Annotated in this window: 11 protein-coding genes; 5 read left to right on the top strand and 6 right to left on the bottom strand. The window is 72.8% G+C overall.

The features are described 5' to 3' along the window. Positions 1-29 precede the first annotated feature (29 nt). The 4 genes from RIU97_RS13655 to RIU97_RS13640 all read right to left on the bottom strand — a co-directional run bounded on the left by RIU97_RS13655 (position 30) and on the right by RIU97_RS13640 (position 7949). Complete coding sequence (locus tag RIU97_RS13655; RefSeq protein ID WP_404956570.1) at positions 30-3905, bottom strand: multifunctional oxoglutarate decarboxylase/oxoglutarate dehydrogenase thiamine pyrophosphate-binding subunit/dihydrolipoyllysine-residue succinyltransferase subunit; 3876 nt, start codon at positions 3903-3905, stop codon at positions 30-32. 259 nt (positions 3906-4164) lie between these two features. Then, positions 4165-5262: an ATP-binding protein gene (locus RIU97_RS13650; protein ID WP_404956568.1), complete on the bottom strand. Its 1098-nt coding sequence runs from the start codon at positions 5260-5262 to the stop codon at positions 4165-4167. After that, the gene (locus tag RIU97_RS13645; protein WP_404956566.1) at positions 5259-5999 is read right to left on the bottom strand and encodes a response regulator transcription factor; all 741 of its coding nucleotides are present in this window, start codon (positions 5997-5999) and stop codon (positions 5259-5261) included. Before RIU97_RS13645 ends, RIU97_RS13650 begins: the two co-directional genes overlap by 4 nt. Before the next feature lie 192 nt (positions 6000-6191). Further along, positions 6192-7949 (bottom strand): glycoside hydrolase family 3 protein, encoded by a 1758-nt coding sequence (locus RIU97_RS13640; RefSeq protein WP_404956564.1) that lies wholly within the window; start codon positions 7947-7949, stop codon positions 6192-6194. 147 nt (positions 7950-8096) lie between these two features. Here RIU97_RS13640 and RIU97_RS13635 point away from each other — a divergent pair, with 147 nt between their 5' ends. Further along, complete coding sequence (locus RIU97_RS13635; RefSeq protein ID WP_404956562.1) at positions 8097-8786, top strand: TetR/AcrR family transcriptional regulator; 690 nt, start codon at positions 8097-8099, stop codon at positions 8784-8786. 25 nt (positions 8787-8811) lie between these two features. Here the strand turns inward: RIU97_RS13635 and RIU97_RS13630 are convergent, their stop codons facing one another. After that, positions 8812-9354: a hypothetical protein gene (locus RIU97_RS13630; protein WP_404956560.1), complete on the bottom strand. Its 543-nt coding sequence runs from the start codon at positions 9352-9354 to the stop codon at positions 8812-8814. Positions 9355-9390: 36 nt separating this feature from the next. Here RIU97_RS13630 and RIU97_RS13625 point away from each other — a divergent pair, with 36 nt between their 5' ends. From RIU97_RS13625 to RIU97_RS13615, 3 genes are all read left to right on the top strand, one after another. Then, a complete protein-coding gene (locus RIU97_RS13625) occupies positions 9391-10773 on the top strand; it encodes a hypothetical protein (RefSeq protein ID WP_404956558.1) in 1383 nt (460 codons plus the stop codon). Positions 10774-11155: 382 nt separating this feature from the next. After that, positions 11156-12055: a sulfurtransferase gene (locus RIU97_RS13620; RefSeq protein ID WP_404962834.1), complete on the top strand. Its 900-nt coding sequence runs from the start codon at positions 11156-11158 to the stop codon at positions 12053-12055. 108 nt (positions 12056-12163) lie between these two features. After that, positions 12164-12919, top strand: coding sequence for a DUF4097 family beta strand repeat-containing protein (locus tag RIU97_RS13615; RefSeq protein ID WP_404956556.1), 756 nt, complete (start codon positions 12164-12166; stop codon positions 12917-12919). A gap of 27 nt (positions 12920-12946) precedes the next feature. Here the strand turns inward: RIU97_RS13615 and RIU97_RS13610 are convergent, their stop codons facing one another. Then, positions 12947-13252 carry a hypothetical protein gene (locus tag RIU97_RS13610; RefSeq protein ID WP_404956554.1) on the bottom strand — a complete coding sequence of 102 codons (306 nt, stop codon included), beginning with the start codon at positions 13250-13252 and terminating at the stop codon, positions 12947-12949. A gap of 230 nt (positions 13253-13482) precedes the next feature. Here RIU97_RS13610 and lon point away from each other — a divergent pair, with 230 nt between their 5' ends. Next, complete coding sequence (gene lon / locus RIU97_RS13605; protein WP_404956552.1) at positions 13483-15879, top strand: endopeptidase La; 2397 nt, start codon at positions 13483-13485, stop codon at positions 15877-15879. Positions 15880-15969: the final 90 nt, after the last annotated feature.

Here is a 15969-nt window from a genome sequence, read left to right as displayed (position 1 = left end):
GGGCCTTCCACTGCTGAGCCGCGCGGCGACTACGCCTCGAAGACCTCGTTCAGCAGGAGCTGCTGCTCCGCCTGGTGGCGCTTCGCGGAGCCGACCGCCGGCGACGAGCCGTGCGGGCGCGAGATGCGCCGCAGGCGCTCGCCCGCCGGGACGTCCGCGCCGACCGCCAGGTCGAGGTGGTCGATCAGGTTCAGCGCGATGAACGGCCACGCACCCTGGTTCGCCGGCTCCTCCTGGGCCCAGATGTACTTCGCCGCGTTCGGGAACTTGGCGATCTCCGCCTGGAGCTCCGCACCCGCGAGGGGGTACAGGCGCTCGATGCGGATGATGGCGGTGTCGGTGATGCCGCGCTTCTCGCGCTCGGCCTCCAGGTCGTAGTAGACCTTGCCGGCGCAGAAGACGACCTTGCGGACCGCGTTCGCGTCCACCGTGCTGTCACCGATGACCGGACGGAACGAGCCGGTCGTGAACTCCTCCGCCTTCGACGCCGCCGCCTTCAGACGCAGCATCGACTTCGGGGTGAAGACGATGAGCGGCTTGTGGTGCGGGTTGTGGACCTGCCAGCGCAGCAGGTGGAAGTAGTTCGACGGCAGGGTCGGCATCGCGACCGTCATGTTGTCCTGCGCGCACATCTGGAGGAAGCGCTCGGGACGCGCGGACGAGTGGTCCGGGCCCTGGCCCTCGTAGCCGTGCGGGAGGAGCAGGGTGACGCCGGAGGTCTGGCCCCACTTCTGCTCGGCCGAGGAGATGAACTCGTCGACGACGGTCTGCGCGCCGTTGACGAAGTCACCGAACTGGGCCTCCCAGAGGACCAGCGCGTCCGGGCGGGCCAGCGAGTAGCCGTACTCGAAGCCCATGGCCGCGTACTCGGAGAGCAGCGAGTCGTAGACGTTGTAGCGGGCCTGGTCGTCCGACAGGTAGAGCAGCGGCGTGTAGTCCTCGCCCGTCTCCCGGTCGATGAGGACCGCGTGGCGCTGGCCGAAGGTGCCGCGGCGGGAGTCCTGGCCGGACAGCCGGACCGGGGTGCCCTCCATCAGCAGCGAACCGAAGGCCAGGGTCTCGCCCATGCCCCAGTCGATGGTGCCCTCGTCGATCATCGCCGCGCGGCGCTGCAGCTGCGGCAGCAGACGCGGGTGGACGGTGACGCCCTCGGGGATGGTGACCTGGGACTCGGCGATCCGCTTGACGACGTCCTGCGAGATCGCGGTGTTCACGGCGACCGGGAACTCCTGCGCGGTCTGCGCGGGCGTCACCGGGGCGCCGGCGGCCGGAGCCGTGGCGGCCTCGCGGACCTCCGCGAAGACCTTCTCCAGCTGGCCCTGGAAGTCCTGCAGCGCCTGCTCGGCCTCTTCCAGGGTGATGTCGCCGCGACCGATGAGGGACTCGGTGTAGAGCTTGCGCACCGAGCGCTTCTTGTCGATCAGGTCGTACATCAGCGGCTGGGTGAAGGCCGGGTTGTCGGACTCGTTGTGCCCGCGGCGGCGGTAGCAGATGAGGTCGATGACCACGTCCTTGTTGAACGCCTGGCGGAACTCGAACGCCAGACGGGCAACGCGGACGACCGCCTCCGGGTCGTCGCCGTTCACGTGGAAGATCGGCGCCTCGATCATGCGGGCCACGTCGGTCGCGTACATGGACGAACGCGAGGACTCCGGGGCGGCGGTGAAGCCGACCTGGTTGTTGATGACCACGTGCACGGTGCCGCCGGTGCGGTAGCCGCGCAGCTGCGACATGTTCAGGGTCTCGGCGACGACGCCCTGGCCGGCGAAGGCCGCGTCGCCGTGGAGCGCGAGCGGGAGGACCGTGAAGTCCGTGCCGCCCTTGTTGATGACGTCCTGCTTGGCGCGGGCGACACCCTCCAGGACCGGGTCGACCGCCTCCAGGTGCGAGGGGTTCGCGACGAGCGAGACCTTGATCTGCTCGCCGTCCAGGCCGGTGAAGGTGCCCTCGGCGCCCAGGTGGTACTTGACGTCGCCGGAGCCGTGCATGGACTTCGGGTCGAGGTTGCCCTCGAACTCGCGGAAGATCTGCGCGTACGACTTGCCGACGATGTTCGCCAGGACGTTCAGGCGGCCGCGGTGGGCCATGCCGATGACGACCTCTTCGAGACGGGCCTCGGCGGCCGAGTCGATGACGGCGTCGAGCAGCGGGATGACGGACTCGCCGCCCTCCAGGGAGAAGCGCTTCTGGCCGACGTACTTCGTCTGCAGGAAGGTCTCGAAGGCCTCCGCCGCGTTCAGCCGGCGCAGGATGCGCAGCTGCTCCTCGCGCTCCGGCTTGGAGTGCGGGCGCTCGATCCGGTCCTGGATCCAGCGGCGCTGCTTCGGGTCCTGGATGTGCATGAACTCGACGCCGGTGGTGCGGCAGTACGAGTCGCGCAGGACGCCGAGGATGTCGCGGAGCTTCATCATCGACTTGCCGGAGAAGCCGCCGACGGCGAACTCGCGCTCCAGGTCCCACAGGGTGAGGCCGTGCTCGGTGATGTCGAGGTCGGGGTGCTTGCGCTGCTTGTACTCCAGCGGGTCGGTGTCGGCCATGACGTGGCCGCGGACCCGGTAGGAGTGGATCAGCTCGAAGACGCGGGCGGCCTTCGTGACGTCGTCGTCGTGGCTCGCGTCGATGTCACGGTTCCAGCGGACCGGCTCGTACGGGATGCGCAGCGACTCGAAGACGGCGTCGTAGAAGCCGTCCTCGCCGAGCAGCAGGTTCGCGACGATGCGCAGGAACTCGCCGGAGGCCGCGCCCTGGATGACCCGGTGGTCGTAGGTCGAGGTCAGGGTCATGACCTTGGAGATGCCCAGCTTGTTCAGGGTGTCCTGCGAGGTGCCCTGGAACTCGGCGGGGTAGTCCATGGAGCCGACGCCCATGATGACCGACTGTCCGGGCATCAGGCGGGGCACGGAGTGCACGGTGCCCAGGCCGCCGGGGTTGGTCAGGGAGACCGTCACACCGGTGAAGTCGTCCATCGTCAGCTTGCCGACGCGGGCGCGGCGGACGATGTCCTCGTAGGCCTGCCAGAACTCGAAGAAGTTGAGGGTCTCGGCCTTCTTGATGCCGGCGACGACGAGCTGGCGGTCGCCGTTGGGCTTCACCAGGTCGATCGCGAGACCGAAGTTGATGTGCTCCGGCTTGACCAGGGTCGGCTTGCCGTCCTTCTCCGCGAAGGAGTAGTTCATGCCCGGCATGGCCTTGATCGCCTGCACCATCGCGTAGCCGATCAGGTGCGTGAAGGAGATCTTCCCGCCCCGGGCGCGCTTGAGGTGGTTGTTGATGACGATGCGGTTGTCGAACAGCAGCTTCACCGGGACGGCGCGGACGGACGTGGCCGTCGGCACTTCCAGGGAGGCGTTCATGTTCTTGGCTACGGCAGCCGACGGGCCGCGGAGCGTCACCAGCTCGGGGCCCGCGGGGGCCTCGGTGGCGGGCGCGGCCTTCTGGGCGGCTACGGCGGGGGCGGGCGCGGCCGGTGCGGCGGCCGGGGCCTGGGAGGTGACAGTCACAGCAGGGGCACCAGAGGGGGTGGCAGGAGCAGGGGCAGGAGCTGACACAGGCGTGGGCGCGGGAACCGGGGCGGCGGTCGCGGGCGCGGCGCTCGCCGCCCCCGTGGCGGCGTCGGCGACCTGCGGGGCCTGGGCGACGGTGGTGGCGGCCTGTGCGGAGGCGCCGTCCGTCGTCGTCGTGGGCTTCTCCGCACCGTCGGACTTCACCGGAGCGGCGACGCCCCCCGGCTTGTAGTCGGCGAAGAAGTCCCACCAGGCCCGGTCGACCGAGTTCGGGTCCTGGAGGTACTGCTGATAGATCTCGTCGACGAGCCACTCATTGGCACCGAAGCCTGAGGCAGGGTTCTTCCCGCCCTCTGCTGCTTCGGTCGTGGTGCTCGAGTTACTGGGGGACTGTGGCGACACGGCGGCAACCGCCCTCTTCCGCTTCACAAGGTATGGACAGCGGGAATAAAGGCTACGCCTCCTGGACCGTGAGATGCAGACCGGGCGGGACATCCGTCGCGCAGGTCACATCGAACGGCGGGTTTCACCGCTTGGAATGGCGGGAAACAAGTGTGGTTCGGGTAGGGGGCACCGAGGTTGCGGCCCCCTTGGCTTCGCACCCCTGACGGACCCCGGGTACGTGTGGCCGAGATCATGTCCTTCCCACTCGAACCCTACGTCAACACGGAGCCTGCGAGCTGCCCGGAAGCGTGACAAGGATGCGGCAGCCGCGTGACGATTCGGCCACTCCGATCCGCCCGCCGTGCAGCTCCACGGCCCAGCGGGCGATCGCCAGCCCCAGTCCGGTGCCGCCGTCTCCTCCGCGGGCGCTGCCCCGGTTGAACCGCTCGAAGACCCGGTGGCGCTCCGCCTCCGGGATGCCGGGGCCTTCGTCGCGCACTTCCAGGACCAGGCCACCGGGCGCCTCACCGGCCCGCGCGCGGACCGTGACCCGGCCGTGCGGGGGACTGTGCTTGACCGCGTTGTCGATCAGGTTCGCCACGACCTGGTGCAGGCGCTCGTTGTCCGCGTACGCCCACAGCTCGGGCGGGAAGACGTCCAGGTGCAGGTGCACGTCGTTGCGGGTGTGCCCGCCGGAGCCGGAGAGCAGCCCGGGCCGGCCGGCGGCCGCCAGCTGCGACTCCTTCAGCACCCCCGACAGGTACGGCCACACCTCGAAGCGGCGGGCGCGCAGCGGGACCACGCCGTTGTCCACCCGGGACAGGTCCAGCAGGGTCTCCACGAGCCCGCCGAGGCGCTCGGTCTGCTTCAGCATCGTGCGCATGGTCTCGGGATCGGCGGCCGAGACCCCGTCCACCACGTTCTCCAGCACGGCCCGCAGCGCGGCGATCGGCGTGCGCAGCTCGTGCGAGACGTTGGCGACCAGCTCCTTGCGGTGCCGGTCCACGGCCTCCAGGTCGTCCGCCATCAGGTTGATGGTGGAAGCCAGGTCGCCCAGCTCGTCGCGGCGCCCCGCCCCGCGCACCCGCCGGGTGTAGTCGCCGTGGGATATCGCCCGGGCCACCGTCGTCATGTCGTCCAGCGGGGCCGTCAGGCTGTGCGCCACGAACTGCGTGATCAGCATCGAGGCGATCACCGAGAAGACCGTGATGAAGCGCAGCTCGGTGTCGGTGCGCAGGGCCACCAGCAGCAGGCCGGTCGTGATGAAGACCGAGACCACCACGAGCGTGCCCAGCTTGGTCTTGATCGAGAACGGCGAGAAGGGCCGCAGGCCCCCGGCGGGCCGCTGCCTCGGTCCGGTCCGCGGGCCGCTCACGGCTGGGCCGGGGTCTCCAGGGCGTACCCGACGCCGTGGACCGTACGGATCCGCTCCGCGCCGATCTTGCGCCGCAGGGCCTTGATGTGGCTGTCGACCGTACGGGTCCCGGACGCGTCGGCCCAGTCCCACACCTCGGCCAGCAGCTGCTCCCGGGAGAGCACCGCCCGCGGGGTCCCGGCCAGGCACACCAGCAGGTCGAACTCGGTCGGCGTCAGGTGCACGTCCTCGGACTGCACCCGGACCCGGCGCTGCGCGTGGTCGATCTCCAGATCGCCCAGGCGCAGGGTGGCCCCGCGCGGGGTGTGCGCGGCGATCGTGGCCCGCTCCACCCGGCGCAGCAGCACGTGGACCCGTGCGGCCAGCTCGCGCATCGAGAACGGCTTCGTCATGTAGTCGTCCGCGCCGACCCCGAGCCCCACCAGCAGGTCGGTCTCGTCGTCCCGCGCGGTGAGCATCAGCACCGGGACCGGCCGCTGCGCCTGGACCCGGCGGCAGACCTCCAGCCCGTCGAAGCCGGGCAGCATGACGTCCAGGACCAGCAGCTCCGGCAGCCAGCTCTCGGCCGCGGCGACGGCGGCAGGGCCGTCCGCAGCCGTCTGCACCTGGAAGCCCTCGGCGCGCAGGCGGGCCGCGATGGCCTCGGCGATGGTGTGGTCGTCCTCGACGACGAGCACACGCCGCTGGGCGCCGGGTGTCGCCGCGGCGCCGTTGTGTGTGGTGTGTGTCTGTTCCATGTCCGCCCCTGAAGATCCCGCGTGAATGGGGTGCAGCGTAGAGGAGGCACCGGCCTGCGGCTACGTGGGGTTCGGACATGGCATATGTGCTGGAGCAGCGTAAGCGGAATGATATGTACCGGGTGCCGGACCCCCCACGGGACCGGCACCCGGCGGGCGGGACCGGTCAGGTGCCCCGCCGTCTGCGGCCCTCTACAGGGTCAGTCCGTGCCCGTGCGGGAAGACCGGGTCGTGGGTGTCGTTCGGCACATCGGGACGGGAGGCCGCGACCGCTTCCATCGAGCGCGGGAGCTCGAAGGGGAGGCGCCCCTCGGGAACGGCGCGGCCGAAGGCCACGTCCAGCAGGGCGGCGTCCGAGGCGCCGTAGTCGGCGATCAGGGCGGCCGCGCGTTCGGCGATCTCCGGGATGACGGCGGCCCGCTCCAGGTTGATGCAGACCAGGGTCGGGACCCGGTCCAGGAGGGCCAGGATCTCGGCCAGCTCCGGTTCGGGGAAGGCCAGCGAGCCCGAGTGGAAGAAGGACTCGAAGAGGTTCTCCCGGGGCTCGTACGGGGTCCGCAGGCGCAGGACGGCCAGGTCCGCGTCGGCCGGTCCGTCGACCACCTCGCCGTACCCGGCGGCCACCGCCTCGTCCACGCCCCGCACGTACAGCCTCGGCCGCCCGCGCAGCGGCAGCCGGCCGCCCGGATTGGTGAGGACCGTCAGGGAGCGGCGCTGGGCCGCGTCGCCCAGGGCCGCGAAGTCGGCCCGGCCCACGGTCCCGGCCGCCGCGTCCGGATCCACGTACGGGTCCTCGAACAGGCCGAGCGTGAACTTCTCGCGCAGCAGCCGGCGTACGGACTCGTCGATCCGGGACTCGGCGACGCGGCCCGAGCGGACCAGCTCCACGACGACCTCCGGACACTGCTCGCCGCCGAACTGGTCGCAGCCGGCCTCCAGGGCGCGGGCCGCCCGCTCGGCCACGCTCAGGTGCTCCACGCCCCAGGCGCGCGCCGGATGCACCTGCCCGAAGATCGTCGCGTCGTTGAGGAGCCCCCAGTCGGTGCAGACGATGCCGTCGAAGCCGAGCTCCTCCCGGAGCAGGCCGGTGACCACGCCCTTGCTGAAGCCGAAGCCGACCTCCTCCCAGTCCGTGCCCATCGGCTGGCCGTAGTACGGCATCATCTGCGCGCACCCGGCGGCTATCGCGGCCTTGAACGGCTCCAGGTGGTGCTCGCGCATGCCGCCCGGGTAGACCTGCTCCTTGCCGTGCGCGAAGTGCGGGTCCTCGCCGTCCTTCTGGGGGCCGCCGCCGGGGAAGTGCTTGACCATGGCGGACACCGATCCGGGGCCGAGGGCCGGGCCCTGGAGGCCGCGTACGTACGCCTGGACGAGCCGGCCGGTCAGGTCGGCGTCGGAGCCGAAGGTTCCGGTCTGGCGGGCCCAGCGGGGCTCGGTGGCCAGGTCGATCTGCGGGTGCAGGGCGACGCGGAAGCCGACGGCGAGGTACTCGCGGCGGACGGTGTCGGCGAACCGGTGGACGAGCTCGGGATCACCGATCGCGGCCAGGCCCAGGGCCTCCGGCCAGGCGGAGAAGGCGCCGGCGTTGAAGGAGGCGCCGATGTTGTCGGTGAAGGCGTGGCGCGGGTCTGTCGAGAGGGTGACCGGGATGCCGAGGCGGGTGCCCGCGGCCATCTCCTGGACGGCGTTCTGCCACCGGGCCATCTCGAAGGCCCCGTAGGTGCCCAGCAGGTTGAAGTGCGACAGGAAGCGGTCCTCGACCAGCTCGGGCGTGGTGAAGGGGAGCATCGAGCCGTCGGTCTCGGTGACCGGGCTGCCGTCCGCGTTCATCATCAGCATCGAGTGGAAGAGCTGGCCGGCCTTCTCCTCCAGCGTCATCCGGGAAAGCAGATCGGCCACGCGCCGGTCGACGGGGAGGGAGGCGTCCTGGTACTCGGGGATTGCGTTCACGGCGGGGCTCCTGGACTGCGTGACCGGGCGGATCGGCGGCGTGGCGTCACGGTAGAGGCGAAAACCTTGTACCCGCTAGGTTTTTGAAAAGTGACCTGGGTCACCCTCGGAGGCGGCCGGACGGGGGCGGCGTCTAGGGTGGTGCGCATGGCAGGGGACACGGGGCGAGCGGCTCCGAAGGGCGCCGGGCGCGGGACCTACGCGGTGGGCGACGCCCGCCGGCAGAAGATCCTCGACACCGCGGTCGAGCACTTCGCGCAGTGGGGCTTCCACGCCTCCTCGCTGGCCCGGATCTCGGCCGGCTGCGGGATCACCCAGGGCGGACTGCTGCACCACTTCCACGGCAAGGAGGACCTGCTGCTGTCGGTGCTCGCGCAGAGCGAGCGCCACGACGTGGAGCGACGCTTCGGCGAACCCGCCGCATCGGTCGCCGCGTACTTCACCACCCTCGTGGACCTCGCCGCGGACAACGAACGCCGGCCGGGCATCGTCCGGATGTTCAACACCCTGGTCGGCGAGGCCGCCGACCCCGGGCACCCCGCCCACGCGTACTTCGAGCAGCGCTACGCCCGGGTGCTCGGCCACACCGTCGACGTGCTGCAGGCGGGCGTCGCGCGCGGCGAACTGCGCCCGGACGCCGACTGCGAGGCCGCCGGGCGGGAGATCATCGCCGTCATGGACGGCCTGCAGATCCAGTGGGTGCTGACGCCCGGGAACGTGGACATGCCGGCCCGGCTGCGCGGCTTCCTGGACCGGCTGCTGCGGGAGCTCTCGGCCGCGGGGACGGGCCTGCCGGCCCAGGCCACGGCCGTGTCCCAGGCCCCGGCCGTGTCCTAGGCCCGGATGTCCTGGGCCCGGTTTCCTAGCCCGCCGTGAAGGAGGGCAGGGCGTCCACCACCTTCGTCAGGGCGGGCGGCAGGGAGCCCTGGTCGCCCGCCACCTCGAAGCCGCCGTGCACGAAGGCGTAGAAGTAGCCGTCGTAGATCGTGGGGCCGCCCGTGGCGATCCTGGGCAGGTGGGCGAAGTCCGCCTCCTGGAGGGCGGTGCGCAGGGTGGCGAGGTCGGCCTCGGCCATCGTGCCGGTGCGCTCCTGCTTCGCCTCGGCGTCCAGCAGGGTCCAGGAGCCGTCGCCCTTGACGATGAGGGTGTGGGTCTGGCCGGCGAAGCCTCCGCTGCGGGTGACGCGGACCAGGGTCTCGCCGGGGGCGGGGACCCGGCCGGCCGTGGGGCTCGCCGTGGGGCCCGGGCCCGTTCCGGAGCCGGGGGCACTTCCGGCCGGGCCCGGACCCGACTCCGTGGAGGCCTTCGGTGGCGTGTCGTCGCCGGCCCCGGAGGCGGACGGTCCGCATCCCGCCAGCAACGCCGCACCCAGCATCAGGCCCGCCACCGCTCGTAAGGCGCGCACACCCACCTCCGCAATCACTCGGGTCCAACCCCGAGTATGGAGTCCGCACACCCGTTCCGACAGCTCACGGAGGCCGACATCAGCCGGATCGCCCCCTGGCGACTGCTGCCGCCGCTGCTCGCCGTGGTCCTCGGCCTCTGGGGCCTGGAGCGGAACGGCAGCATGTGGCGCGACGAGTCCGTCACCTGGCAGGTGGCCCACCGGCCGCTCGGCGGGATCTGGGAGCTGCTGGGCGGCGTCGACGCCGTCCACGGCCTGTACTACCTGCTCATGCACGGGGTCTTCCAGCTGTGGGACGGCGGCCTGTGGGCGCTGCGCCTGCCCTCCGTCGCCGCCACCGCGCTCGCGGCCGCCGGGGTGGCCGCCGTCGCCCACCGGCTGGCGGGGGAGCGGGCCGCGCTGATCGCCGGCTGCGTGTACGCCGTCCTCCCGCCCGTGCAGATGTACGCCCAGGAGGGGCGCTCGTACGCCCTGGTCGCGGCCGCCGTGGTGTGGGCGACGTACCTGATGCTGCGCGAGCGGTGGGCGGCGTACACCGTGGTGCTGCTGCTCGGCTGCTGGCTGCACGAGTTCGCCGTACTGGCCCTGCTCGCCCACGCCTTCACCGCGTGGCGCTCGCGCGGCTGGCGGTGGAGCGCCGCGGCCGTGGCCGTCCTCCTGCTGCCGCTGGCCGTGGTGAGCGCCCGGCAGGCCGAGCAGCAGCTCGGCTGGCTCGGCCGACCGGGCTGGCAGGACTGGGCGGCGTACGGGGTGGTGGGCGGCGCGGCCCTGCTGCTCGCGCGGGGGGCACCGAAGGACCTCGTACGGGTGGCGCTTCCCCTCACCCTGCTGCCGCCCGGACTGCTGATGGTGATCTCCCTGCTGCACCCCTGGTACGTCGACCGGTACGTGCTCTACGCGCTGGCCGGACCCGCCCTGCTGGCCGGTGCCCGGCTGGCGGCGGCCCGCGGCTGGTGGCCGTGGGTGCTGGCCGGGGCGCTGCTCGTGCCGTTCGGCATCTGGTCGGTGTGGCTCCGTACGCCGGAGAGCCGCAAGGACGACGTCCTCGCGGTGGCCGCCGCGGTCCGGGAGCGGGCCCGGCCGGGGGACGCGGTGGTGTTCATGCCCTCGCGCCGGCGCGAGTGGCTGCTCTCCTCGCCCGGGACCCACGCGGAACTGCGCGACATCGCCCTGGACCGGACCCCGGCCGCTTCGCACAGCCTCCAGGGCACCGAGCTGTCCCCGGACCGGATCCGCTCGGCCCTGCTCGCCTCACCGAGGGTGATCGCCCTGCTGGACCCGTCCGGTCAGCCACTGGACCCGTACCCGCGGGAGGCGGCCAAGCGGGAGACCCTGGCCGCCCGGTTCGAACTGTGCTCGATGACCACCGTCCGCGGAGCCCGCATCGCGGTGTACGCCCACCGGGGCGCTTGCCGCTGACCTGCCGGGGGTGCGCCGCCGGTGTCAGTCCGCCCGGGCGCTCGCCGCTGCCCCGGCTGGCGCCCCGAGCCGTGCCAGCGTGCCAGGGGGCTCGCCGCTGACCCGGCCCGGCGGGGGCCCTGGTCCGCGCGCCGCCGGCACGGGGCCTGCCGCCGCCCCGCCCGGCCGGTGCCCCGAGCGGCGGAGGAGGATGGGGCGACCCGCGTCGCCCAGCCGGAGGTGCCGAATGCCCACGCCCCAGAACGCCGCGCCACAGGAGCCCGCTCCGGGAGCGGAGGGTGAACCGGCGGCGGGACCGCTCGCCGGAGCGCTGCCGGGGCCGGAGGCCGGACGGATGCCGGGGGCGCTCGCCGGAGCGCTGCCCGGGGCGGAGGCCGGACGGATGCCGGGGGTGGGGTCTGGAGCGCTGGCCGGGGCGGAGGCTGGACGGAGGCCCGGGCCAAAGGCCGGACCGCTGCCCGGGGCGCTCGTCGGGGTGGGCTGGCTGGGCGGGCGGCTCGGGGCGGCCGGGCTGGTGGTCCTCGATGCTTCCGTCGGTGCCCACCGGGGTGCGGAGCGCCGGATCCCGGGGGCTCGTCCCTTCGACCTCGACGGGGCCCTGTCCGACCACGAGGCCCCCGCCCCGCACACCATGCCCGGGGCCCGGGCGTTCGCCGAGGCCATGAGGGCGCTCGGGGTCTCCGACTCGGACACCGTCGTCGTCTACGACGGCGCCGGGATCTACTCCAGCGCCCGCGCCTGGTGGATGCTGCGCGCCATGGGCTTCGACCGGGTCGCCGTCCTCGACGGGGGACTGCCCGCCTGGACCGCCGCCGGCCTGCCCGTCGAGGACTCCGGCCCGGCCTACGACGGCCCGCGCGGCTCCTTCACCGCGCGCCCCCGTCCCGGGCTGCTGGTCGGCGGCGAGGCCGTCGCCGCGGCCCTGGCCGATCCGGCCGCGGCCGTCGTCGACGCCCGCACCCGCGGGCGCTTCGCCGGTACCGCCCCCGAGCCCCGCCCGGGCCTGCGCGGCGGGCACATGCCGGGCGCGGTCAACCTGCCGTTCGGCGAGCTCCAGGACCCCGACGGCCTGATGCGCCCGGCCGGGGAGCTCCGCGCGGCCTTCACGGAGGTCGTGGGCGGGCGCGAACGCCTCTACTTCAGCTGCGGCTCCGGGGTGACCGCCTGCGTACTGGCCCTCGGCGCCGACCTCGCCGGATACGAGGAGCTGGCCGTGTACGACGGCTCCTGGAGCGAGTGGGGCGTGCCGTCGCCGCTGCGCCCGGTCGCGACCGGCCCGTAGGCGCACGGGAGGACGCCGCGCGCAGCCGGCCGGGCGGGGGTTAACCCCACCCGGGGTCCGGGTACCGGCCCCATCGGCCGGGCGGCGGCGCCGCGCGAGGATCGGTCCATGACTTCTCACGCCACGTCACACCGCTTCGTCCGCACCGCGGTTGCCGTCCTCGGGGCCGGATTCCTGCTGGCCGGCTGCTCCTTCTCGGACGGACCGAAGAAGACGGCGACCGCCGACGCCACGGTCACCGAGGCGGTCGCTGCGGTCGAGGTGACGGATGCCCGGGCGGGTTCGATCGAGGTCACCCCGGGGACGGGTCCCGGCGTCACGGTCCGCCGCACCGTCCACTACCGCGGCGACACGGCCCCCACCCCCGGCCAGCAGGTCAGCGCGGGCGTGCTCACCTTCTCCAGCGGCTGCCCCGGCAGCTGTTACATCGACTACCGCCTGCAGGTCCCGGCCTCGGCCAGGGTCAAGCTGGAGAGCAGCAGCGGCCGCATCACCGTCACGGGCGTGGCGGCCGCCGAGGTGGAGGCCGACTCCGGCGAGGTCCGGGCCGAGCGCATCGCGGGCCCGCTGAAGATCCGTACCTCCTCGGGCGACATCACCGCGGCGGGCCTGTCCGGCCCGAGCGCGGACGTGCACTCGGACTCGGGCGACGCCCGCATGGACTTCACCGCGGCCCCGTCCTCGGTGCTGGCCGAGACCACCTCGGGCGACGTCACGCTGAAGGTCCCCACGGCTCCCTACCGGGTCGACGTCTCCACCACCTCCGGCGGCCGCGACATCACCCTGCCCGCAGACCCCTCGGCCCCCTCCCGCCTCTCGGCGAAGACCACCTCGGGCGACGTCCGGGTCTCCGCACGGAGTTAGCGCGGACCGTGGCCCCGAGGGCGTACGTCAGGAGCCGCCGCCGCTGACACCAGGTGCGACGAAGCGCCGGTGCAGGGGGTAGAACTTCGGCTCGGGGTCGCTCTCCACGCCCAGTTCGCCCTTGAGCACGGGGGCGATCCTGGCCTCGATGAACCGGTTGAAGTGGTCCTCCGACTCCCAGATGTCCATCACGTTGAGGCCGCCGCGGACGAACCAGGCGGCGTGCAGCACGCACCCGTCCGGTGTGTCCTCTTCCCAGCGCACCTTCTTGCGCACCGCGTCGTACACGTCGGGTGTGATCTCGGGCCAGGAAAAGGTCATCACGACTGCCATGGAGTTTCCTCTCGACCGCCTGGACGCGCCGCGGCCCGGACGGCACGCGTATCGCACAGCGACGCTAAGCCGCCGGCACGGCCCGTGCACTCCAGGGCGTCCATCAGTGAAGGGGCGGCGCCGATGGCCACGTGGAGGCGTTCGCCCCGGGCGAACGGCGGTTGGGGAACATCGGGGGGCGCACATGCATTGAGTCGGCATAGCTCAACTTCACTGCCGGAGGGAAGATCATGGCTTCGACGTCCGTCTCACTCACCCTGCCCGTGCTGCCGCTCGACGACGAGGTCGTGCTGCCCGGAATGGTCGTTCCGCTGGACCTGTCCGACGCCGAGGTGCGCGGGGCCGTCGAGGCGGCCCAGGCCGCGGCGGGCAGCGGGAAGCCGCGGGTGCTGCTCGTGCCGCGGATCGACGGGAAGTACGCCGGGACGGGTGTGCTCGGGACGGTCGAGCAGGTGGGGCGGCTCTCCGACGGGGACCCCGGGGCGCTCATCCGCGGCCGCGGCCGGGTCCGCATCGGCGCCGGCACCACCGGACCCGGGGCCGCGCTCTGGGTCGAGGGCGAGACCGTGGACGAGCACGTGCCGGACCCGCTGCCGGGATCCGTGGCCGAGCTCGTCAAGGAGTACAAGGCGCTCGCCACCAGCTGGCTCAAGAAGCGCGGTGCCTGGCAGGTCGTGGACCGGGTCCAGCAGATCGAGGGGGTGTCCGCGCTGGCTGACAACTCCGGGTACTCGCCGTTCCTGACGGTCGACCAGAAGGTCGAACTGCTGGAGACCGCCGACCCCGTCGCCCGCCTCAAGCTCGCGATCAAGGCGCTCAGCGACCACCTCGCCGAGCAGGACGTGGCCGAGTCCATCGCCAAGGACGTGCAGGACGGCGTCGACAAGCAGCAGCGGGAGTTCCTGCTCCGGCGGCAGCTGGAGGCCGTACGCAAGGAACTGCGCGAGCTGAACGGGGAGAAGGACGGCGAGGAGTCCGACGACTACCGGGCCCGCGTCGAGGCCGCCGACCTCCCCGAGAAGGTGCGGGAGGCCGCCCTCAAGGAGGTCGAGAAGCTGGAGCGGGCCAGCGACCAGAGCCCGGAGGGGTCCTGGATCCGCACCTGGCTGGACACCGTGCTGGAACTGCCCTGGAACGAGCGCACCGAGGACCAGTACGACATCCAGGGGGCCCGGGCGGTGCTGGACGCCGAGCACGCCGGCCTGAGCGACGTGAAGGACCGCATCACCGAGTACCTCGCCGTCAGGAAGCGGCGCAGCGAACGCGGCATGGGCGTCATCGGCGGCCGCCGCGGCGGGGCCGTGCTCGCGCTCGTCGGGCCGCCCGGCGTCGGCAAGACCTCCCTCGGGGAGTCGGTCGCCCACGCCATGGGCCGCAAGTTCGTGCGCGTCGCCCTCGGCGGCGTCCGCGACGAGGCCGAGATCCGCGGCCACCGCCGGACCTACGTCGGCGCCCTGCCCGGCCGGATCGTCCGGGCCGTCAAGGAAGCCGGGTCGATGAACCCGGTGGTGCTGCTCGACGAGATCGACAAGGTGGGCTCCGACTACCGCGGCGACCCGGCGGCCGCCCTCCTGGAGGTCCTGGACCCGGCGCAGAACCACACCTTCCGGGACCACTACCTGGAGGTGGAGCTCGACCTGAGCGACGTCGTGTTCCTGGCCACCGCCAATGTCCTGGAGGCCATCCCGGAGGCGCTGGCCGACCGGATGGAGCTCGTCCGCCTCGACGGCTACACCGAGGACGAGAAGGTCGTCATCGCCCGCGACCACCTGCTCCCGCGCCAGCTGGAGCGCGCCGGCCTCGGCGACGACGAGGTGGTCCTGGAGGAGGACGCCCTGCGCAGGCTGGCCGGGGAGTACACCCGGGAGGCGGGCGTCCGCACCCTGGAGCGGTCCCTCGCCCGCCTGCTGCGCAAGGTCGCCTCCCAGCACGAGCTGGGCCAGCGCGAGCTGCCCTTCAGCATCGGCGCCGACGACCTGCGCGGGCTGATCGGACGCCCGCACCACGTGCCCGAGTCCGCCCAGGACCCGGCCGAGCGGCGCACCGCGGTCCCCGGCGTGGCCACCGGCCTCGCGGTGACCGGCGCGGGCGGCGACGTGCTGTTCGTGGAGGCCTCGCTGGCCGATCCGGAGACGGGCGCGGCCGGCCTGACCCTCACCGGCCAGCTCGGCGACGTCATGAAGGAGTCGGCGCAGATCGCGCTGAGCTTCCTGCGCTCGCACGGCGCGGAACTGGAGCTCCCGGTCGCCGACCTGAAGGACCGCGGCGTGCACATCCACTTCCCGGCGGGCGCCGTGCCCAAGGACGGCCCGAGCGCCGGCATCACGATGACGACCGCGCTCGCCTCGCTGCTCTCCGGACGGCAGGTGCGCACCGACGTGGCCATGACCGGCGAGGTCTCGCTGACCGGGCGGGTCCTGCCGATCGGCGGGGTGAAGCAGAAGCTGCTGGCCGCGCACCGGGCCGGGCTGACCACCGTGATCATCCCGAAGCGGAACGAGGCCGACCTGGACGACGTCCCGGCGGAGGTGCTGGAGGGGCTCGAGGTGCACCCGGTGACGGACGTGCGCCAGGTGCTGGAGCTCGCCCTGGCCCAGGCGGAGGTGGAGGTCGCCGCCGCGGCGTGACGGAGGGCGCACGGCCCGCCAAGTCGCCCGCCGAGTGACCCTTTCACGCTCCGCGCGCGCCCCGTACGCGCCCTGTGCGTGCCGACCCCG

This window comes from Streptomyces sp. 147326 (genome assembly GCF_045000215.1).
Classification (GTDB): Bacteria; Actinomycetota; Actinomycetes; order Streptomycetales; family Streptomycetaceae; genus Streptomyces.
The sequence above is the reverse complement of the archived record's forward strand: the minus strand, read 5'-3'. Positions and strand labels throughout refer to the sequence as shown.